This window comes from Candidatus Sphingomonas colombiensis (genome assembly GCA_029202845.1).
GTDB classification, from domain to species: Bacteria; Pseudomonadota; Alphaproteobacteria; order Sphingomonadales; family Sphingomonadaceae; genus Sphingomonas; species Sphingomonas colombiensis.
In genome coordinates this window covers 317,080-337,714 of the sequence record CP119315.1, presented here as the reverse complement: position 1 = coordinate 337,714, position 20,635 = coordinate 317,080, and the positions used below count along the sequence as shown (strand labels likewise).

Genomic DNA, 20,635 nt, shown 5'->3' with positions numbered 1-20,635 from the left:
AGGGCCATGGGGGCGGTTCGTAAAGCGTTGTTTTGGGCGGTTGTATCGCTCATGATCACCCTTATCCCGATGTACGGATTGTCGTATTTCCCGGGACTTGAGGTTCCGTTGCCTTATTGGATTTTTGCGGCCGTCACCTCGGGTGGGGTCTCGTTTCTGGTTGCGTTGCGATTCACGGTTCAAAGCGAACGCCTGCGCCGGCTCAATGAGGAGCTACGATCGGCAGAGGTGCTCCTCAAGCGTGCCGCCGAATCCGATCACCTCACCGCCGTGCTGAATCGCACCGCGTTTCTGAAACTGGCGGAGGCGCATCACACGAGCACCGATGGCTGGATTTTGTTGCTAGATATCGATCACTTCAAGGCGATCAACGACCGCTTCGGGCATGAAGTGGGTGATCGCGCGCTACAGCATGTCGCGAACGTATTGCGCGAATCTCTGCGTTCCGGGGACGTTGTCGGTCGTCTGGGCGGCGAGGAATTTGGCATCTATCTGCCCGGCGCGGGTCGCGAAAAGGCGATGCAGATCGCCGAGCGCATCCGCGGCAACGTGGAAACCGCCGCCGAGTTCGCGACAATGGGGATCGCGCTGACGGTCAGCATCGGGCTGGCCGAGGCGGATCGCCGCGTCGCGATCAGCGAGAGCCTGCGCAACGCCGATTTCGCGATGTATGGCGCCAAGCACGATGGCAGGAACCGGATCAGCCTTACCGCCAAGCCGGGAGATTGCGGGACGATCGAGCCGACGCGGAGGGCACGGCCACGCCCTCATTCCGCCGCGAGCAGGGTCTCCGCCGCCTGAAGATCGACGGAAACCAGTCGGCTGACACCGCGCTCGATCATGGTGACGCCGAATAGCCGATGCATCCGGCTCATCGTCACCGCATTGTGCGTGACGATCAGATAGCGGGTTTGTGTTTCGCGCGTCATGCGATCGAGCAGATCGCAGAAACGCTCGATATTGGCGTCGTCGAGCGGCGCATCGACCTCATCGAGCACGCAGATGGGGGCAGGGTTGGTGAGGAAAAGGCCGAAGATCAGCGCCACCGCAGTCAGCGCCTGCTCTCCGCCGGATAGCAGAGTGAGCGATTGAAGCCGCTTGCCCGGTGGCTGCGCCATGATTTCCAGCCCAGCCTCGAGCGGATCATCCGAATCAACGAGTTCGAGATGCGCCTGACCGCCGTTGAACAATGTAGTGAACAGCCGCCGGAAATGTCCGTCAACCGCTTCGAACGCCGCGAGCAGCCGCTGGCGCCCTTCGCGATTGAGCGTACCGATCGATCCGCGCAGGCGATTGACCGCTTGCCCCAGTTCGTCACGCTCCACCGCATTGCCGACCGCGCCGGCCTCCAGATCCACCAGTTCCTGTTCGGCGACGAGATTGACCGGGCCGATCCGCTCGCGGTCGAGCGTCAGCTTTTCGTGCGCGCTCGATTCGTCCTGCGGCGATCGGATGGTCGTGCTGTCGAACCCGGCTTTGGTGGGAAGCACGGGCGCGGGGCATTCGAAGCGTTCACCGGCGAGCCGGCCCAGTTCCACACGCCGCAGCTCCTGATTTTCCGCGCGAGCCAGCGCGCCGGCGCGGGCCTCGCGCGTCGCGGCGAGCGCCTCGCCGGTGATCCGCGCGGCCTCCTCGCACCGACGGAGCGCGGCTTCAGCGTCTCGCTCGGCTACGGCAAGTGTATCGGCGGCGGTTCGCGCGGCGTCGTGCTGTGAGGAAAGATCGGCGATTTCAGCCGTGAGCGCTGCCGGGCGGGGGGCTAGCGTTTCGCGATCCTGTGCGATCTCGCCTTCGCGTTTAGCCATGTCGGCGATGCGGCGGGCCGCGTCTCCGGCGCGGTTCTTCCAGCTTTTTACCTCGGCTTGTGAGGCGGCTAGCCGTTCGCGCGCGGCGGCGCCGGCACGCTCACGTGCGGCGCGATCGGTGCGAGTCTGGGCGACGGCCCCGCGTCGCGATTCGGCGGAACGCTGGAGTGCGGCCACTTCGCCGGCCGTCGCGCTGGTATCGGGTAATTCGGCGATCGCGGTCTCTGCCTGCGTGACTTCGGACGCCGCGATGTCGCGTTCGGCGCCGGTCTGCGCGGCGCGTGCGGTGAGATCGGAACGCTGCCCCGCGAGCCGCTCGATCTGGGTGACCGCACGGTCGATGCGCTGTTGGGCGTCGCGCGCAGCCGTTTCAGCGCGGGAGAGACTGCTGCGGGCCGCGCCGGCGGTGGCGCGCGCGGCCGCGATCTTCGCTTCGATCATCGCCAATGCTGCGTCGGCCGTCTCCACGGCGGTGCGCGCATCGGGCAGCGCGCCCTCGATCGCAGCGAGCCGGTTGAGTCGTTCCAGCCGCTCCGCTGCCGCCGCGCCACCGCTGCGTGCGACGAACCCGTCCCAGCGGCGAAGCTGCCCAGTCAGCGTCACCAGCCGTTGCCCGACCGCAAGCGACCGCCCGTCATCCGCCGCGATGACGATGATCTGCGCCAGCCGTCGCGCGAGTTGCGGTGGCGCGGTGACATGTGCGGTGAGCGCATTGCCGGCCGGCGCGGGATCGGTCGGCAAGGGCTCCGCGCCGGCCCAATGTGCCTCCGCGCCGATATCCATCCCGATCTCCAGATCGTCGCCCAAAGCGGCCGCCAGCGCACGCTCATAGCCCGGTGCGGCTCGGACGTGATCGAGCAGGCGATCGCGGCCCGAACGCTGGGTCGCGCGGGTGAGCGTGGTGGCCTCGCTCTCCAATGCGGCGAGTTCAGCCCGCGCGGTCGCGCGGCGGCTCTGCGCATCATCACGGGCGGTGACGGCGGCTTTCTCGTCCTCGTCGGCCTGGGCGAGATCGCGCCGCGCCTGTTCCGCGTCGCTCGCGGCGGTTGCCAGCACCTGCTCGGCTTCGGTTCGCCCGGCCTCCAGCGGCGCGGCATCGGGAAGTGCCGCGAGCGCGGCGGCGGCGGCGCGTGCCTCGCGCTCGGCGCGGTCGGCGCGCGCGCGGGCTGCGGCGAGCGCGGCATGGGCGACGCGGGTTTCGGCCGCCTCGCTTGCCTGCCGCGCCAGTGCCTGCGCCAGCGCGACCTCGGCATCGCGCGCCTCGCGCTCCGCGTCCGCCTGCGCGTTATCGAGCGCGGGCAGCTCTGCGGCGACAGCGGCGATTTCGGCCTCCAGTGCCTTGCTCTCGGCCGCCAGCCGCGTCAGCGCCTCTGCGGCGTCATTGGCCAGTTGGCCTTCGCGCTCGCGGTCCGCGGTGATCCGCCCGGCGGCGTCGGTCAGTTCGGCGAGCCGGCGTTCAATCCCGGCCTTTTCCGTGTTGAGCGTCGCAAGCCGGTGCGCGGCATCGGTTGCGCGATCGCGCGCGGCGAGGGCGGCCGCACGCGCCTCGGCGAGCGTCTCGGTCGCCCGCGCCTGATAGGCTGTGGCTGCGTTCTGCGTTTCCGTGGCGAGGGCAACGCGCGTTTCGGATTCGGCGGCCTCGGCCTTGGCCGCATCAGCCGCACTTGCCGCCTCACGCCAACGACTGAAGATCATGCGCGCCTCGGCGACGCGGATCTGTGCGGAAAGCACGCGGTAACGCTCTGCCTGCCGTGCCTGCCGCCGGAGCGCGGCGGCGCGGGTTTCTTGATCCGCGATCACCTCGTCGAGCCGCTGGAGATTAGCTTCGGTTGCGCGGAGCTTTTGCTCGGCATCCTTGCGGCGAACGTGGAGGCCGGCGATCCCGGCCGCTTCCTCGAGCATCGCGCGGCGCTCGGCCGGCTTCGCGGAGATCACCGCGCTGATCCGCCCCTGGCTGACCAGCGCGGGGGAGTGCGCGCCGGTCGCGGCGTCGGCGAACAGCAGCGCGACGTCCTTGGCGCGCACATCGCGGCCGTCGATGCGATAAGCGGAACCGGCGCCGCGCTCGATGCGGCGGACGACTTCCTTCTCCTCCCCCTCAAGCTCAGCGAGGATCGAGACTTCGGCGAAATCGCGCGCCGGGCGGGTCGCGGTGCCGGCGAAGATCACGTCTTCCATGCCGGCGCCGCGCATCGATTTGGGCGAGTTTTCGCCCATCGTCCAGCGCAGCGCTTCCAGCAGATTGGATTTGCCGCAGCCGTTGGGCCCGACGACCCCCGTCAGCCCCGGCTCGATCCGAAGATCGGCCGGGTCGACGAAGCTCTTGAAGCCCGTGAGCCTCAGTCGCTTTATCTGCATCGTGCGCGCCCCCTGACGCCGATGCCGCCGCGATCAGGCCCCGGCGTTCTTCAGCGCGGACTCGATCTGCGGCCAGGTGACCGACCCTTCAAGCAGCTTGCCGTTGAGGAAGAAGCTGGGCGTGCCGGTGACGTTATGCTGCTGCATTCCGGTCTCGGTCACCTTGGTGATCGCCTCCAGCTTCTTGCCGTCGGCAAGGCAGGCGCGCGCCTGTGCCTCGGTGACGCCGCGCTGCTTCACGAAATCGAGATAGCCGAGATATTCCACCCACGCGGTCGCCTGTTGCGCCGGGGTCATCGCCTGAAGCTTCTGCTGGAAATCGGGCGGCAGCTTTTCGAGCTTCTCGAGGAACTTGGGCTGCTCGACATACATCTGTTCGAGGAGCGGGAAGAACGGCGCCTCACCGACGCATTCGCCGAGCGCAGCGACGCCAAGATCGGGGGCGTGGACGAGGAAGTCGCGGAATTCATACGAGACCTTGCCGGTCTTGACGTAGTTTTCCTCCAGCGGCTTCATGCCCGTCTGGCCGAATGCGCCGCAGGTCGGGCAAGTGCGCGAGCCATATTCGACGAGCTTGATGGTCGCATTGGGGTTACCCATTACATAGCCGCCGTCAGCGGTTTTCGAGACGACCTGGGTCCAATCCTGTCCCTCTGGCGCAGCGACGGCGGCGACCGGGGCGGCGGGCGCGGCGGAATTGCCGGCGCCATTGCTGCCGCAGGCGGAGAGCAGCGCGATCGCGGCGACTGAAACGGCGAAACGAAGCGTCATGGGTGGTTCACTCCAGAAATTGTCACTTGGCCCGAAAAGTTCACTTGGCGCCGGCAGCGCGCAGCATCGGCTCGAGCTTCGCCCAATCGACGCCCTCGATCAACTTGCCGTTCAGTTCGAATGCTGGGGTGCCGCGAATCTTGTCGCCGATGGCGGTGGCGCGCTCGATCACGGTTTGCGCGACTTTGGGATCGGCGAGGCATTGGTCGATCGCCGGTTGCGTCATTCCGGCGTCGCGCGCGATCGCATCGAGCCCGGCGCCCTGCGCGATCAGCCGATATTGCGCGGCCGCGCCATAAAGCCCCAGTCGCTGCGCGTTGGCGGAATCGAATTCCATCGCGCGTTGCAGCCACTGCTCCTGCTGAGCGAATAACGCCTCATGCAGCTTCGGGAAGATCGCCGGGCCCGAGCAGCGTGCCAGCATCGCGGCGACCAGATCGTAGCGATCATGGATCGAGCTGCGAATCTCCAGGCTCAGCGAGCCGGAGGTGATCATCTTGCCCTTCAGCACCGCGGCCGAATCGCGCGTGAAATGCATGCAATGCGGGCAGGTGTAGCTGACATATTCGACCAGCTTCACCCGCGCCGCGGGGTTGCCGATGACATAACTTCCCTGTGCGGCGGGCGCGGCGACGCTGATCCACGGGCGTGGGGCAGCGACGAGCGGGGCGGCGAAGGCGAGCGCGAGAATCGGGAGCAGTCGTTTCATCGGATGGTCGGCAGCCTTGGTGTCGCGACGCCGGAGGCAAGCGCCTCCAGCACAGCCTTGAGTTCGGGATCGCCGATCGCGCGCAGGCTATTGCCCAGCTCGGCGGGGACGGGGCGTGGCTCGGGGCGCGGACGGGGGACGGCGCGCGGCGCTACATCGCCCTGTCGGATCGAGACGCGCGCGATCGCGGCGTAACCGAAGAAGCGGTTCACCCGCTCGATGATTTCAGGCGTGATATGGCTCATCATCGCGGCATGGGCGCCGCGCACGGTGAGTGTCAGTACGCCATCCTGCTTCTTCCCCTGTGGGAAGCGGATCGATTCGGGGCTGCTGGCGCGGGCCAGTTTCTCGCCGACGATCTCTGGCCAGCGCGTCACCACTGCGGATTGGACGAAGCCGAATTTGCGGAATGCCGCGCCGCCGACCGACGGCAGCAACTCGGCGACCTGTCGCGCCCGGTTCTGGCGCACGGGCTCTGGCTGTGGTGCACGCGGGCGCTTGCTCATTCAGCGGCTCATGCCATAGCCGGGGCGTGGACGCCAAGCGCTCGATCAGTGACCGTTTGCTTATCTGGTATGACGCGCATCGCCGCGACCTGCCGTGGCGTGCGGCGCCGGGGCGGCACGCGGACCCGTATCGCGTGTGGCTATCCGAGGTGATGCTCCAGCAAACCACGGTGGCGACGGTGACTCCGCGCTTTTCCGAATGGGTCGCGCGCTGGCCGGATATCGCCAGCCTCGCCGCGGCAGACGAGGCTGAGGTGATGGCCGCCTGGGCAGGGCTCGGCTATTATGCGCGCGCGCGCAATCTGGTGAAGGCGGCGCAGCTGCTGGCGCGCGAGCATGAGGGGGGCTTGCCCGATACCGAGGCCGCGCTGCGCACGCTTCCTGGCCTGGGGGATTATACCGCCGCCGCGATCGCCGCGATTGCCTTTGGTCGGCGCGCGGTGGTGGTGGATGCCAATGTAGAGCGTGTTGTCTCGCGCCTGTTCATGGCGACAGGCAAGTCGGCCGTCCGCGCAGCTGCTGAGGGGATCACGCCTGACGAGCGCGCTGGCGATTTCGCGCAGGCGATGATGGATCTAGGCGCGACGATCTGCACGCCGCGTGGGCCGCGCTGCATGCTCTGCCCGCTCGCGGGGGATTGCACAGCGCGCGCGGCGGGCGCGCAGGAAAATTACCCGGTGAAGCCAGCGAAAAAGCCACGCCCGCAGCGTTACGGCACGATCTTCTGGTTGGAGCGTGATGGCGAGGTGCTGCTCGTGCGGCGGCCGGCGCGCGGATTGCTCGGCGGGATGCGCGCGTTGCCGACCGGGCCGTGGGCGGACAGCCGGCCGGCGCTGGCCGATGCGCCCGTTGCGGCGGACTGGTTGCTGCTCAACGCGACGGTCACCCATGTTTTCACGCATTTCGCGCTGGAACTCGCGCTTGCCGTTGGTCGCGTGGACGCGCACAAACCGCGCGAGGGTGAAATATGGTGGCCGGCGGAGACGATCGATTCGGCAGGATTGCCGACCGTCTTCGCCAAGGCCGCAAAGGCGATAAGGGGAGAGTGATGCGGGTAATCCATCTGATCGGTGCGGGCGGCGTGCTGGCGATGATCGCGGCCGGGGCGAGCATTGCGCGACAGGCGGAGCCGGCCCCCAACCCACAGGCGCCGATGCCAACGGTTGCGGCGCGCGCCAATTCGATCCTGCCCAATATGCAGGCGCTGTTCGACGGCTATGTCGCGGACGGCAAGATGCCCGGCGTGGTCGGTGCAATCGGCTTCGGTGATCGGCCGACCCTGTTCGTCTCCGCTGGCCGGATCAGTGATGATGCCAATGCCGCAGCCGCCGGGCCGGACAGCCTGTGGCGCGTCTATTCGATGACCAAGCCGATCACCGGCATGGCGGCGATGATCCTGGTGCAGGAAGGCAAGCTGAAGCTCGACGATCCGCTGAGCAAATATTTCCCCGCCTTCGCCAAGATGCGCGTGCTGACCAGTCCGGATACGTCACTCGACAGTGCGCCGGCGAAAAGCCAGATCACGATCCGCGAATTGCTGACCCACAGCGCGGGCCTCAGCTACAATATCTCCGCAAAGGGGCCGCTGCTGAAAGAATATGAGCGGCTCGGCATCCTGCCCGGTCAGGTCAACGCCCAGATGGAGGTGCAGGCGCGCAAGGCGCGGCCGACGACGCTGGCGGAATTCGCCAATCGCGTCGCGCAGGCGCCGCTGATCGCGGAGCCGGGGACGAAGTGGAGCTATTCGATCGGCCTCGACGTGATGGGCGCGGTGATCGAAAAGGCGAGCGGGATGCCGTTCGACCGTTTCGTCCAGACGAAGCTGCTCGACCCGCTCAAGATGAAATCCACTTACTGGGCCGTCCCCGCGAGCGAGGTCGGCCGCCTGTCGACAAATTATGTTTTCGTCGGCGACAAGCGCACGCCGATCGATCCGGCGGCCGGCTCGGTCTATCTTGAGCCGCCGAGCTTCCCTTATGGCGGCGCGGGGCTCGTCAGCTCGGCGCGCGATTATGATCGCTTCCTCCATATGTTGCAGGACGGCGGCACGCTGGACGGCGTGCAGGTGATGAAGCCGGAGACGGCGGCGCTCGCCATGTCGAACCTGCTGCCGGCCGGAGTGACCTTTGGTGGCCTCGGTAACGGCACCGGCGGCAATATGTCCGCGAAGATGGGCTTTGGCGCTGGCGGTTCGGTCTATCTGGAGGATGGCCCCGGCGGCGTGCCTTCGAAGGGCACTTACGGCTGGGGTGGTGCTGCCGGCACGATCGCCTGGGTTGATGCGGCGAAGAAGATGCGCGGCACGGTGATGGTGCAATATTTTCCGTCGGAAAAATGGCCGCTGCGGCAGGAAGTGGTCGGCGCACTCGCCAAGGACGTCGCGAGGTTTCATCGGTGATCGCAACCGGCTTCACGGGCGGCACGCTCGATCGCGCCGATCACATGCGCCATGACGAGGAGGCGCTGGCCGCCGCGATCGGCAATTGGCAGGCGCGGCTGCTCAAGCTCCACGCTTGGGAGCCGGAAGTCACCGACGACGGCCGCCTCGGCTGGACGATGCTGACCGAGGCTTCGGAAGAGGCGGAGTTCGTGCTGCTCGGGCTGGACGAGGGGCGCCCACGCTTCGCCGCGTTCGAGCCGGCGGCGGGTGCCGCGCCTGCGTTCCGCTCGCCCAGCCTGTTCGGCATGCTCGATCAGCTTCGGGAGGGTGAGGCGGCGACCTTCGCCGCCGCGCGTTCGGTGCTGGATTGGCATGCGCGGCACCGTTTCTGCGCGAATTGCGGCGCGGCGACGCGGATGTTTCGCGCAGGCTGGGCGCGGCGTTGCGACGGCTGCAGCGCGGAGCATTTCCCGCGCGTCGATCCGGTGGTGATCATGATCGCCGAACATGACGGGCGCGCGCTGCTCGGCCGCCAGCCGAGCTGGCCCGCAGGTCGCTATTCCGCGCTCGCCGGCTTCGTGGAACCGGGAGAGTCGCTGGAAGAGGCGGTGCGCCGCGAGATCGCCGAGGAGGCTGGCGTACGTGTCGGCGCGGTACGCTATATCGCGAGCCAGCCATGGCCGTTCCCATCGCAATTGATGATTGCCTGCGTCGGCATCGCAGAGGGTGATGCCCTGACGATCGATGAAAACGAACTGGAAACCGCCGGCTGGTTTACCCGCGACGAGGTGCGCGCATCACTGGCCGGCCAGGACGCGCCGTTCGTAGCCCCCCCACGCTACGCAATCGCGCACTCGCTGCTGACGGAATGGGCGCGGGGGTAGAAAGGCGGTGAACGCCAAGAAATGGTCCTCCACCGGCACGGCGCTGTTACCCGCTTGCGGATAATCCATTTGATTGCCAGCCTCATCACATAAGGGCGCCGGTATAAGGAAAAGTTGGCGGAGAAATTGGAGTAAGTTATCGAGATGGCTCGATATTAAAGCTGATTACCGTGGCCGTTTTAGTTTTGTGCGGAGCGGGCGATATTGCGCTGGCACTTGCAAGACATTGGTTCGTTTACGTTCTCCGAGGCCTGCTCGGTTTCGCCTTGCCCGCTTTGGGGGGCTCGGCCCTGTGGGAACGCTACAGGCTGAGTTAGCTGGATTGGAAGCCGCGCAATAGCGGAGGCTTCTGAGCTAAATTGTCCGCTTCGACCCGCGACGTCACCATCACGCACCTCTTTATCATGCTGGAATAAAACGCGTTGCGGCGACCGGTTGAACCCACCACCCGATCCCCGCCATCCGCTCACTCACCAACGGCGGGTCAGTCCGCGCGCCAATCCCCGGATCGTCCGCCGCTCTTGGTGAGCAGTCGGATGCCTTCGATCCGCATTCCGCGATCCAGCGCCTTCGCCATGTCGTAGATCGTCAGCAGCGCGGTGGAGACGGCGGTCAGCGCTTCCATTTCCACGCCGGTCTTGCCGTCGGTCGCGATGGTCGCGGTCGCGGCGATGTGGTCGTCTCCCAGGGAGAGGTCGAGCGTGACGCGGGTGAGGGGAAGCGGATGACAAAGCGGGATCAAATCGCTGGTGCGTTTCGCCGCCATGATCCCGGCGATGCGTGCGACCGCCAGCACATCGCCCTTGACCACGCTTCCTTCGCTGATCGCTGCCGCCGTTTCCGCAGACATCAGGATGCGGCCGGTCGCCACCGCCTCGCGCCGCGTTACCGGCTTGTCGCCCACATCGACCATGCGCGCGGCGCCGGTTTCATCGAGGTGGGTGAGGCGGGTCATCCAATCAGTGCTCGCGTCGCCGATTCCACGTCGTCCTGACGCATCAGCGATTCGCCGATCAGGAAGCAGCGCACGCCATGTGCGGCCATCGCGTCGAGGTCTGCACGGGTGGTGAGGCCGCTTTCTGCTATGAAAGTGTAGCCGATTGGCGCGCGGCCGACCAGTTCGTAGGTGCGGGCGAAATCGACCGTGAAGTCCCTGAGATCGCGGTTGTTCACCCCGATCAGGCGCGATTTCAGCTTGAGCGCGCGCTCAAGCTCATCGGCGTCATGCACTTCGACCAGCACGTCCATGCCGCGCTCGATCGCCGCCGCCTCGATCTCGGCCAGCACCACATCGTCGAGCGCCGCCATGATCAGCAGGATCGCATCCGCGCCGATCGCGCGCGCCTCCGCCGCCTGCCACGGATCGACCATGAAATCCTTGCGCAGCACCGGCAGATCGCACGCAGCGCGCGCGGCGATCAGATAGGCATCCGATCCCTGGAAATACTGCTCGTCGGTCAGCACGGACAGGCACGCCGCGCCACCGGCCTGATAAGCGCGGGCATGGGCCGGCGGATCGAAATCCGCGCGGATCAGCCCCTTGGACGGGCTGGCCTTCTTGATCTCCGCCACCAGACCGTAATTCGGCGCGCGCTCCAGCGCGGCGCGGAAGCCGCGCGGCGCGCTCTGCTCGCTCGCGCGGGCATCGAGATCGGCGAAGGAGGCGCGTGCGCTGCGGGCGCGCACCTCGTCATGTTTGGTGGCGAGAATCCGGTCGAGTATGTTCGTCATGCCCAGGCAATCCAGCGTTCGAGCAAAGCCTCTGCCGCGCCCGAATCGATCGCTTCGGCGGCGCGCGCGACGCCGGCGGGCAGCGTTTCGCCAACCAGCGCCAGAGCGGCGGCGGCGTTGAGCAGCACGGCATCGCGATAGGCGCCATGCTCCCCGCGCAACAAGCGGCGCAGCGCGGCGGCGTTATAGGTTGGGTCTCCGCCATGGATCGCGGCGATCGGATGGCGCGGCAACCCCGCGTCCTCAGGCGCGATGCGTTCAGGAAGCGCAATCGCGCCGACCGACACCGCGATCGTCGGCCCGGCGCCGGAAACTTCGTCCAGCCCCTCTTCGCCCGAAACGACCAGCGCGGCCTCGGCACCCAGCTCGGCCAGCGCGGCGGCATAGACCGGCGCGTAATCCGGCCGCGCGATACCGATCAACTGGCGGGTGACATGCGCCGGATTGGCGAGCGGGCCCATCAGGTTGAAGATCGTGCGCTTGCCGATGTGGCGACGGATCGGGGTGATGCGCTTCATCGCCGGATGGTGATTGGCCGCGAACAGGAAACAGATGCCCAGTTCGGCCAGCGTCTCCTCGGCACACGCGCCCGCGCGATCCATGTCGAGGCCCAGCGCCTCCAGCGTATCGGCCGCGCCCGCCTTGGACGAGGCGGCGCGATTGCCGTGTTTCGCGACAGGCACGCCGCAAGCGGCGACGATCAGGCTGACGGCGGTGGAGACGTTGAGCGTATGATGGCCATCGCCGCCGGTGCCGCATACGTCGATCGCGCCAGCGGGGGCGCTGATCGGGATGACGCGATCGCGCAAAGCGCGGGCGGCTTCAGCAATCTCGATCGCGGTTTCGCCACGATCGCTCAACCCGATCAGGAATTGAGCGATGGCTTCCTCGCTCGCGCGCGCATCGAGAATGTCGGCGAACGCCTGTGCCGCTTCCTCCCGGCGCAGCGGGACGGCAGGATCGGGCAGTTGAACGAAACTGGTCATGCCGCGCCGGTTGCCTTCAGAAAATTGGCGAGCAATGCATGGCCATGTTCGGTGGCGATGCTCTCGGGATGAAACTGGACGCCGTGGATCGGCAATTCGCGGTGGCGCAAGCCCATCACCGATCCGTCCGGCGCGGTGGCGTTGACCACCAGCGCATCCGGCACGTCCTCCACGATCAGCGAGTGATAGCGCGTCGCGGTGAAGGGCGAGGGGATGCCGGCGAACACCCCGGTCCCGTCATGAGTCACCGGAGAGGTCTTGCCGTGCATCAGCCCGCCGCGCACCACGCGGCCGCCGAAATGCTGGCCGATCGACTGATGGCCAAGGCACACGCCGAGCAGCGGCCGGGCCGTCTCCGCGCAGGCCGCGACCAGCTCCAGGCTGATTCCGGCCTCGTTCGGGGTACAGGGGCCGGGCGAGATCAGAAAACCGGTCGCGTTGGTGGCCAGCGCGTCCGCCACGGTCAGCGCGTCATTGCGCACGACCCGCACCTCGGCGCCCAATTCCATCAGATAATGGACCAGGTTCCAGGTGAAGCTGTCATAATTGTCAACGACCAGGATCATCCGGCTGGCCTTACTCCATTCTTCCCGCATCGCAACGACTGTTGCGGTGCGGAAAGATGAGGTAATCCCTTCGTAACGTTCAGCCGGGATACAAGCGGCGCGGGCAACGTTACGCTGTTACCGAGGAGGCCACCCGATGTTCCGTCCCCTGATCACGCTGGCGTTTGCTGCTCTGCCCGCGGCAGCGCTTGCGACGCAGGCGGCGCAACCGGCATCCGTGCCCGCAGCGAATGCGGCGCCGACCCAGATCGTGCATCAGGAGACACAGGCGCAAACCGGCGAGCCGCCCAAGCGCATCCGCAGCGTGACGATCACGGGCACCGAAAAATGCCCGCCATCGACCTCTAACGAGGTGGTGGTGTGCAACCGCATCGACCCCAACGATCAGTATCGCGTGCCCAAGGAATTGCGCCGTCCGCTAGAAGTGCCAGCGCAGAACCAGAGCTGGGTCAACCGCGCGCATACCGTGGACGAAGTGGGGCGTACCGCAGGCGGCTTGCCCAATACGTGTTCCGCGGTCGGCACCGGCGGGCAGACCGGGTGCGCCCAGATGAATGCGCAGCAATGGTATCTGGAGCGGCAGGCGATCAAGCGCGCTGAACAGGCCGGAACCACCCCGCCGCCGCAGGATTGAGCGCGCGCCGCATGGCGGCGGTGCCTTCCTGACATAGCAGGCGAATCGCGGCGGAATGCGCGGTTCGTTCCCCTCAACTTCGCCGCGCCCGGCGGCCGGAGGTTTCCAGATGAGCGATACGATTGTCCTGCGTCTTTCGTGCGAGGATCGCCCCGGCCTGGTTGCGAAGGTAGCCGGTTTCCTCGCCGGGCGGGGTGGCAACATCATCGACGCGCAACAATTCGACGATCGGCTCAACGGGCGCTTCTTCATGCGCGCGGTGTTTCAGTGCACTGCCGGGGTGGAGGCGTTGCGCGATGGTTTCAGCCCGATCGCGGACGAGGTGGGCGCGGACTGGTCGATGGGATCAACGGCGGCCCGCAAGCGCGTGTTGCTGATGGTGTCGAAGTTCGATCACTGCCTTGCCGATCTGCTGTATCGGCATCGGATCGGTGAACTGCCGATGGACGTGGTGGGGATCGTCTCCAACCATCCGCGCGAGGCGCTGCACGCCGCCGCGATCGGCGACATTCCTTTCCACCACCTGCCTGTCACCAAAGAGAACAAGCCGGCGCAGGAGGATGCGCTGAAACGGATCGTCGCCGAAAACGCGGCCGATCTGGTGGTGCTCGCGCGCTATATGCAGGTGCTGTCGGATGATCTGGCGTCGTTCCTCTCCGGGCGCTGCATCAACATTCACCATAGCTTCCTGCCCGGCTTCAAGGGTGCCAAGCCCTATCATCAGGCCTATGCGCGCGGGGTGAAGATGATCGGGGCGACCGCGCATTACGTCACCGCCGATCTCGATGAAGGCCCGATCATCGCGCAGGATGTGGAGCCGATCAGCCACGCCGACACGCCCGACGATCTGGTTCGCAAGGGCCGCGATATCGAGCGTCGCGTGCTGGCGGAGGCGGTGGCCTATCACTTGCAGGATCGCGTGTTGCTCAACGGTGGCCGCACGGTGGTCTTCCGTTAACGCGGCGCGGCCTTGTGTCGCGCCGGTTCGTGTCGCAAGAGCGGCACGGACAGCGGGCATCGTCCCGCCACGGGGATGGGTGTGATCAAGGTGACCGTCGACACGAATGCGCGGGTTCCGGCCGCATGACCGCAGAGGCCGGGCTCGCCGCCTTGTGGTTCGCCGCCGCGCTCGCCGCGCTGCAGCTGATGCTCGCCGGGATCGCGGTGCGCCGCAGCGACGCGACGTTGCTCGCCGCCGTCCGCCCGGTCGCGATGGTGCAGGGGCTGATGGCCGCGCTGTCGATGATCGCGCTGATCGCGGTATTCTGCGCCTCCGACATGTCGGTCGCGCTGGTCGCGCAGAACAGCCATTCGGCCAAGCCGTTGCTCTACAAATTCGCGGGCGCATGGGGGAATCACGAGGGCTCGATGCTCCTCTGGGTCACGATCCTTGGCGTGGCGGGGGGCGCGGTCGCGCTGCTCGAACGCCGGCTCGACGAGCGGACGCTGATCGCGACATTGGGCGGGCAGGCGGCGATCGCGCTCGGCTTCTACGCCTTCCTGCTGTTCGCCTCGAACCCGTTCGCCCGGCTCGATCCGGCGCCGCTCGACGGACAGGGGCTGAACCCGCTGCTGCAAGACCCCGGCTTGGCCTTCCATCCGCCGACGCTCTACATCGGCTATGTCGGCCTGTCGGTGGCTTTCTCCTTCGCGATCGGCGCGTTGGTGACGCGCGATGTCGGCCCCGCCTTCGCGCGCGCGATGCGGCCATGGGTGCTCGGCGCGTGGATATTCCTGACGCTGGGCATCACGGCGGGCAGTTACTGGGCCTATTACGAGCTGGGCTGGGGCGGCTGGTGGTTCTGGGACCCGGTGGAGAATGCTTCGCTGATGCCGTGGCTCGCCGCGACCGCGCTGCTCCATTCGGTGACAGTGCTGGCGACGCGTGACGGCTTGCGCGCCTGGACGGTTATGCTGGCGGTGGTCGCCTTCTCCATGTCGATGATCGGCACTTTCCTCGTCCGGTCGGGGATCCTGACCAGCGTCCACGCCTTCGCCGTGGACCCTGAGCGCGGGGCGTTCATCCTCGCGCTGCTGGCGATCTATATCGGCGGGGCGCTCACGCTGTTCGCGACGCGTGTCGGCACGGTGCGCGCGGGCAATACGTTCGAGCTGCTGAGCCGCGAGGGCGGGCTGGTCGCCAATAACCTGTTGCTCTCGGTGATCCTCGGCATCGTGCTGATCGGCACCTTCTACCCGATCGTCGCGGCGGCGATGGGGACGCAGCTATCCGTCGGGCCGCCGTTCTTCGACAAGACGGCCGGGCCGGTCGCGCTGGTGCTGGTGGCGATCATGGCTGTCGGGCCGCTGCTGCGCTGGCGGCGTGACGAGGCGCAGGCGATGCTGGAGCGGATGATGTGGCCGATCGCGGCGACATTGTTCACCGCGGCGGGCCTCGTGGTGCTCGGCGGTGGCATGACCTTCCTGCAACTCGCCGGCCTCTCGCTCGCGGTGGGGCTGGCGGTGGCGAGCGTCGCGCCATTGTGGAAACGCGATCTGCGCCGCGCGCCCCTGTTTCTCTATGGCATGGTGATCGCGCATCTCGGCATCGCGGTGAGCCTCGCTGGCATGGCGGCCTCGACCGCCTGGACGCAGGAGCGGCTGGTTGCGGCGCGGGTCGGCGAGCCGGTGCAGGTCGGCCCTTTCAGCGTGACGTTCGAGGGCGTGAATCCGCTGATCGGCGCCAATTGGTCCGCGCTGGAGGCACGGCTGAGCGTCAAGCGCGGCGAAGATGGGGAGATGTTCTACCTCCGCCCGCAATCGCGCTTTTTCTCCAATCCGCCGACGACGACCAGCGAAAGCGCGATCGCGACGCAGTTCGACGGCCAGCTCTACACGGTGCTCGGCCAGCCCGATAATGCCGGGCGCTGGCAGCTCCGCTTGTGGTGGAAGCCGTTCGTCACGCTGATCTGGCTCGGCGGCGGGCTGGTTGCGCTGGGCGGCGCATTGTCGATGCTGGGGCATATCCTGCGCGAGCGCCGTTCGGCGCGCCGGGCGCGAGAGGCGGCGTGGCAATGAGGCGCTGGCTCCTGTGGCTGCCGCTCGCGCTGGTGCTGGTGGTGCTGGCCTTCGCCGCGCGTGAGTTGATGAAACCAGCCGATCGCACCGTCTATTCGGCGATGGTCGGCAAGCCGATGCCCGATTTCGCGCTCCCGCCGCTCGTTCCGGGCAAGCCCGGGCTCGACACCGCGGCGCTGCGCACCGGCCAGCCGCGGCTGCTCAACATCTTCGCAAGCTGGTGCATCCCGTGCGTCGCGGAGGCGCCGCAACTCATGCGCCTGAAAGCGATGGGCGTGCCGATCGACGCGATCGCGATCCGTGATACCGGCCCGGCGGTCACCAATTTTCTCGCGCGTTATGGCGATCCTTATCGTGCGATCGGCGATGACAAGGTGAGCGAGGTGCAGCTCTCGCTCGGATCCTCGGGCGTGCCGGAGACGTTCATCATCGATGGCTCGGGGCGGATCGTGAAGCAGCATGTCGGCGATATCCGCGCCGATGATGTCGATGCGCTCTATCAGGCATGGCGGAGCGCGAAATGAGGCGGCTGGCGATATCCGCGCTGTTGCTGCTGCTCGCCGCGCCGGTCGCGGCGGATTCGGGCCTGCCGCCGGCGACGCTCGCTTATACCCAGCTTCCCGATCCGAAGCAGGAGGCCGAGGCCAAGGCGCTGATGGAGACGGTGCGCTGTGTCGTCTGCCAGGGCCAGTCGGTCGCCGACAGCGACGCCGATATGGCGGGCGACATGCGCGCACTGATCCGCCAGCGCATCGCCGCCGGGGAGAAGCCCGAGGCGATCCGCACCTGGCTGATCGCGCGTTATGGCGATTACATCACTTATGATCCCCCGCTTTCCGGGGTGACGCTGCCCTTATGGCTGACGCCGCTGGTGCTGCTGGCGCTTGGCGCATGGGTAGCGCGCGGCAGTTTTCGCCGCCGCAAACGCCCGTCCAAATAGCGGGGCGAATAGGGCTGGATTCTCCCGTCAGTCTCCCATAGCCTCCGCTGCAGAACAAAAGTTACGTAGCAAGGAGAGACGGGCTTATGGGCCAGAAGCTGCGATTCGGCACGTTCATTGCGCCGTTCCACCCGTTGCGGGAAAATCCCACGCAAGCGCTGGAACGCGATCTCGATCTGGTCGTCCATCTCGACAAGCTCGGCTATGACGAAGCATGGATCGGCGAGCATCATTCCGCCGGTTATGAGCTGATCGCCAGCCCCGAATTGTTCATCGCCTTCGCCGCAGAGCGGACCAAGCACATCCGGCTGGGCACCGGCGTTTCCTCGCTTCCCTATCACCATCCGCTGATGCTGGCGGATCGCATCAACCAGCTCGATCATATGACGCGCGGGCGCGTGATGTTCGGTGTCGGGCCGGGGGCGCTCCCCTCCGACGCGTTCATGATGGGCATCCCGGTGGCCAAGCAGCGCGACCGGATGGACGAGGCGCTCGACGTGCTCGTGCCGCTGCTGCGCGGCGAAACGGTGACGAAGAAGACCGACTGGTTCGAACTCGCCGAGGCGCGGTTGCAGATGACGCCCTATACCCGCCCATCGGTGGAGATCGCGGTGGCGAGCCAGGTTTCGCCCACCGGCGCGCAGGCGGCGGGCCGCCACGGCGTCGGCATCCTGTCGATCGGCGCGACGCAGACCGGCGGGTTCAACGCGCTCGCCTCCAACTGGGCGATCGCGGAGGATGTGGCGAAGGAAAAGGGCCATCGCATGAACCGCGACGGCTGGCGGTTGGTCGGCCCGATGCACGTCGCCGCGACGCGGGAGGAGGCGCGCGCGCAGGTGCGCTTCGGGATCGAAGACTGGCTCTATTATTTCCGCGAGGTCGCCGCGCTGCCGCTGGCGCCGACGGAGGGCGATCCGATCGACGCGCTGGTGAACAACGGCATGGCGGTGGTCGGCACGCCGGAAGATGCGATCGCGCAGATCGCGCGGCTGCAACAGCAATCGGGCGGGTTCGGCGCCTTCCTGACGCTCGACACCAATTGGGCCGAATGGGACGCGAAGAAGAAATCCTATGAACTGATCGCGCGTTACGTGATGCCGAAGTTCCAGAACCTCAATCCCAGCCGCGATGCGTCGCTGGCATGGGCGCGCGATAACCGCCCGCGCTTCATCGGCGAGGCACAGGCGGCGGTCGGCGCGCGGGTCGCGCAGCATATCCAGCAGAAGGGGACGGAGAATATCCGTCCCGAAATCCTCGCCGCGATGGGGCTCAACAAGAAACAGGACGCGGCGGAATGAAGGCCGTCGTTCGCCGTGGGCCGGAACTGGTGCTCGATACCGTTCCCGATCCGACGCCGGGCGCGGGGCAGGTATTGGTCAAGACGCTGTGCTGCGGCATCTGTGGTTCCGATCTCCATGCGGTCCATTCGATGGAGAAGATGGTCGAGCTGGGCCGCCGCACCGGCGAGCCGGCGCTGATCGACCCGGCGAAGGACATCGTGTTCGGCCATGAATTCTGCGCCGAAATCCTCGATCATGGGCCGGGCGCGGACAAAAGGCTGAAGGTTGGCACCCGCGTCGTGACAATGCCGGTGGTCGCGTCGCCGCAGGGTTTCGAGACTGTCGGCTATTCCAACCGTTTCCCCGGTGGCTTCGGCGAGGCGATGGTGCTGACCGAGCAGATGCTGCTCGCGGTGCCGAACGGCCTGTCAGACGTGCAGGCGGCGATGACCGAGCCGTTCGCGGTCGGCGAACATGCCGTTGCCGAAAGCGATGCCGGGCCGAATACGGTGAACCTTGTCGTCGGTTGCGGCCCCGTCGGGCTGGCGGTGATCGCCGCGCTCAAGGCGCGCGGGCTGGGGCCGGTGATCGCATCGGACTATTCGCCCGCCCGGCGCAAGGTTGCGGAGGCGTTTGGCGCGGATGTGGTGATCGATCCGGCGGCGGAAAATCCCCATGCCCGCTGGGGCGCGATGGGCGTGCCGCATTCGCGCACCGAGCGTTCGGTGATGGCGATGGGCGGCAATGCTGGCAAGCGCGCGATCGTCTTCGAATGCGTCGGCGTGCCGGGCGTGATACAGTCGCTGATCGAGGCGGTGCCGGTCGCGTCGCAGATATTGGTGGTCGGCGTGTGCATGCAGACCGATGCGATCGAGCCGTTCCTGTGCATCAACAAGAGCCTCGAGCTGAAATTCGTGCTCGGCTACACGCCCGATGAGTTCGCGGCCACGCTGCGCCATATCGCGGAAGGCGTGATCGACGTGCGCCCGGCGATCAGCGGCGAGGTCGGGCTGGACGGGGTGGCGGCGGCGTTCCGCGCGCTCGGTGATCCGGAAGCGCAGTGCAAGATGGTGGTGCGACCATGAGCGGAGAAGCGCTGCCGGGGATGCCCCCGCTGACATATGTCGAGACCAACGGCATTCGCATGGCGTGTTACGACGTGCCGGGGGACGGCGTGCCGGTGGTATTCTGCCACGGCTTTCCCGAACTGGCCTATTCGTGGCGGCATCAACTCGCGGCGTTCGCGCGCGCCGGGCATCGCGCGCTGGCGCCCGATCAGCGCGGCTATGGGCTGACCGATCGCCCCGAAGCGGTCGAGAGCTACGACATGGAGCAACTGTGCGCCGATCTCGTCGGCTTGCTCGATGCCAAGGGGATCGAGCGCGCGATATTCTGCGGTCACGATTGGGGCGGCTTCGTGGTGTGGCAGATGGCGCTGCACCATCCGACGCGGGTAGCCGGCGTGATCGGGCTCAACACGCCGTTCATCCCGCGCCTGTCTGCCGATCCGATCGCGCTGATGCGGATGGCGCGGGGTGAGGACAATTACATCGTCTGGTTCCAGAAACCGGGCGCGGCGGACGCGGTGCTGGCGAAGGATGTCGACAGGAGCTTCCGCTTCTTCATGCGACTCCCGACAATGACACCGGCCGAATTCGCCGCATTGCCCGCCGAACTGAGGAATTTCGCGTTCGAGCCGATGCTCGCGGCCTATGATCCCGGCGGCGACGAACATCAGTTGCTGACCGATCAGGAGCGCGGCGCCTTCGTCGAAACCTTCACCCGCACCGGCTTTACCGGCGGAATCAACTGGTATCGCAACTTCACGCGCAATTGGGAGCGATCGGCCGGGATCGTCGATCGCGTCGATTGCCCGGCGCTGATGATCACCGCCGAATGCGATCACGTCCTGCCGCCATCGATGGCGGAGGGGATGGAGAAATATGTCCCCGATCTCGATCGCCACATGGTCGCCGGATCGGGCCATTGGACGCAGCAGGAAAAACCGGAGGAAGTAAGCCATGCGATCCTCGACTGGATCGCCCGCCGTTTCCCCGATTGAGGAGA

Annotated in this window: 20 protein-coding genes; 12 read left to right on the top strand and 8 right to left on the bottom strand. The window is 66.8% G+C overall.

Annotated elements, in window-relative coordinates:
- Positions 1-51 precede the first annotated feature (51 nt).
- Positions 52-801, top strand: a complete 750-nt coding sequence (locus tag P0Y64_01555; GenBank protein ID WEK43546.1) for a GGDEF domain-containing protein — start codon at positions 52-54, stop codon at positions 799-801.
- Here P0Y64_01555 and smc read toward each other — a convergent pair.
- Genes smc through P0Y64_01535 form a run of 4 tightly spaced genes read right to left on the bottom strand, consistent with a single transcriptional unit; the run spans position 768 to position 6,149 of the window.
- On the bottom strand, positions 768-4,163 hold the full coding sequence (smc, locus tag P0Y64_01550) for a chromosome segregation protein SMC (protein WEK43545.1): 3,396 nt from the start codon (positions 4,161-4,163) through the stop codon (positions 768-770). The genes P0Y64_01555 and smc overlap by 34 nt on opposite strands.
- Before the next feature lie 33 nt (positions 4,164-4,196).
- A complete protein-coding gene (locus P0Y64_01545; protein WEK43544.1) occupies positions 4,197-4,934 on the bottom strand; it encodes a thioredoxin domain-containing protein in 738 nt (245 codons plus the stop codon).
- A gap of 40 nt (positions 4,935-4,974) precedes the next feature.
- A complete protein-coding gene (locus tag P0Y64_01540) occupies positions 4,975-5,643 on the bottom strand; it encodes a thioredoxin domain-containing protein (protein ID WEK43543.1) in 669 nt (222 codons plus the stop codon).
- Positions 5,640-6,149 (bottom strand): DciA family protein, encoded by a 510-nt coding sequence (locus tag P0Y64_01535; GenBank protein WEK43542.1) that lies wholly within the window; start codon positions 6,147-6,149, stop codon positions 5,640-5,642. The genes P0Y64_01540 and P0Y64_01535 overlap by 4 nt, the downstream gene beginning before the upstream one ends.
- A 56-nt stretch (positions 6,150-6,205) precedes the next feature.
- On the opposite strand from P0Y64_01535, the gene P0Y64_01530 reads away from it, so the two are divergent.
- Genes P0Y64_01530 through nudC form a run of 3 tightly spaced genes read left to right on the top strand, consistent with a single transcriptional unit; the run spans position 6,206 to position 9,413 of the window.
- Positions 6,206-7,198 carry an A/G-specific adenine glycosylase gene (locus P0Y64_01530; protein ID WEK44937.1) on the top strand — a complete coding sequence of 331 codons (993 nt, stop codon included), beginning with the start codon at positions 6,206-6,208 and terminating at the stop codon, positions 7,196-7,198.
- Complete coding sequence (locus tag P0Y64_01525) at positions 7,198-8,547, top strand: serine hydrolase (protein WEK43541.1); 1,350 nt, start codon at positions 7,198-7,200, stop codon at positions 8,545-8,547. The genes P0Y64_01530 and P0Y64_01525 overlap by 1 nt, the downstream gene beginning before the upstream one ends.
- Positions 8,544-9,413: an NAD(+) diphosphatase gene (gene nudC / locus P0Y64_01520; protein WEK43540.1), complete on the top strand. Its 870-nt coding sequence runs from the start codon at positions 8,544-8,546 to the stop codon at positions 9,411-9,413. The genes P0Y64_01525 and nudC overlap by 4 nt, the downstream gene beginning before the upstream one ends.
- A gap of 484 nt (positions 9,414-9,897) precedes the next feature.
- Here the strand turns inward: nudC and moaC are convergent, their stop codons facing one another.
- The 4 genes from moaC to P0Y64_01500 are packed head-to-tail and all read right to left on the bottom strand — an operon-like array spanning position 9,898 to position 12,696.
- Positions 9,898-10,368 (bottom strand): cyclic pyranopterin monophosphate synthase MoaC, encoded by a 471-nt coding sequence (gene moaC / locus P0Y64_01515; protein WEK43539.1) that lies wholly within the window; start codon positions 10,366-10,368, stop codon positions 9,898-9,900.
- Positions 10,365-11,144, bottom strand: coding sequence for an indole-3-glycerol phosphate synthase TrpC (trpC, locus tag P0Y64_01510; GenBank protein WEK43538.1), 780 nt, complete (start codon positions 11,142-11,144; stop codon positions 10,365-10,367). The genes moaC and trpC overlap by 4 nt, the downstream gene beginning before the upstream one ends.
- Positions 11,141-12,130, bottom strand: a complete 990-nt coding sequence (trpD, locus tag P0Y64_01505; GenBank protein WEK43537.1) for an anthranilate phosphoribosyltransferase — start codon at positions 12,128-12,130, stop codon at positions 11,141-11,143. The genes trpC and trpD overlap by 4 nt, the downstream gene beginning before the upstream one ends.
- A complete protein-coding gene (locus P0Y64_01500) occupies positions 12,127-12,696 on the bottom strand; it encodes an aminodeoxychorismate/anthranilate synthase component II (protein WEK43536.1) in 570 nt (189 codons plus the stop codon). The genes trpD and P0Y64_01500 overlap by 4 nt, the downstream gene beginning before the upstream one ends.
- A 136-nt stretch (positions 12,697-12,832) precedes the next feature.
- Here P0Y64_01500 and P0Y64_01495 point away from each other — a divergent pair, with 136 nt between their 5' ends.
- The 8 genes from P0Y64_01495 to P0Y64_01460 all read left to right on the top strand — a co-directional run bounded on the left by P0Y64_01495 (position 12,833) and on the right by P0Y64_01460 (position 20,630).
- Entirely contained in the window at positions 12,833-13,330 is a 498-nt protein-coding gene (locus P0Y64_01495) for a hypothetical protein (GenBank protein ID WEK43535.1), read from the top strand.
- Positions 13,331-13,439: 109 nt separating this feature from the next.
- Positions 13,440-14,288 (top strand): formyltetrahydrofolate deformylase, encoded by an 849-nt coding sequence (gene purU / locus P0Y64_01490; GenBank protein ID WEK43534.1) that lies wholly within the window; start codon positions 13,440-13,442, stop codon positions 14,286-14,288.
- A 125-nt stretch (positions 14,289-14,413) separates the two neighbouring features.
- On the top strand, positions 14,414-16,348 hold the full coding sequence (locus P0Y64_01485) for a heme lyase CcmF/NrfE family subunit (protein ID WEK43533.1): 1,935 nt from the start codon (positions 14,414-14,416) through the stop codon (positions 16,346-16,348).
- Positions 16,345-16,872 (top strand): DsbE family thiol:disulfide interchange protein, encoded by a 528-nt coding sequence (locus tag P0Y64_01480; GenBank protein WEK43532.1) that lies wholly within the window; start codon positions 16,345-16,347, stop codon positions 16,870-16,872. The genes P0Y64_01485 and P0Y64_01480 overlap by 4 nt, the downstream gene beginning before the upstream one ends.
- Entirely contained in the window at positions 16,869-17,288 is a 420-nt protein-coding gene (locus P0Y64_01475) for a cytochrome c-type biogenesis protein CcmH (protein WEK43531.1), read from the top strand. Before P0Y64_01480 ends, P0Y64_01475 begins: the two co-directional genes overlap by 4 nt.
- Positions 17,289-17,374: 86 nt before the next feature.
- On the top strand, positions 17,375-18,586 hold the full coding sequence (locus P0Y64_01470; protein WEK43530.1) for an LLM class flavin-dependent oxidoreductase: 1,212 nt from the start codon (positions 17,375-17,377) through the stop codon (positions 18,584-18,586).
- Positions 18,583-19,653 (top strand): zinc-binding dehydrogenase, encoded by a 1,071-nt coding sequence (locus P0Y64_01465; protein WEK43529.1) that lies wholly within the window; start codon positions 18,583-18,585, stop codon positions 19,651-19,653. Before P0Y64_01470 ends, P0Y64_01465 begins: the two co-directional genes overlap by 4 nt.
- Positions 19,650-20,630: an alpha/beta hydrolase gene (locus P0Y64_01460; protein ID WEK43528.1), complete on the top strand. Its 981-nt coding sequence runs from the start codon at positions 19,650-19,652 to the stop codon at positions 20,628-20,630. The genes P0Y64_01465 and P0Y64_01460 overlap by 4 nt, the downstream gene beginning before the upstream one ends.
- Positions 20,631-20,635: the final 5 nt, after the last annotated feature.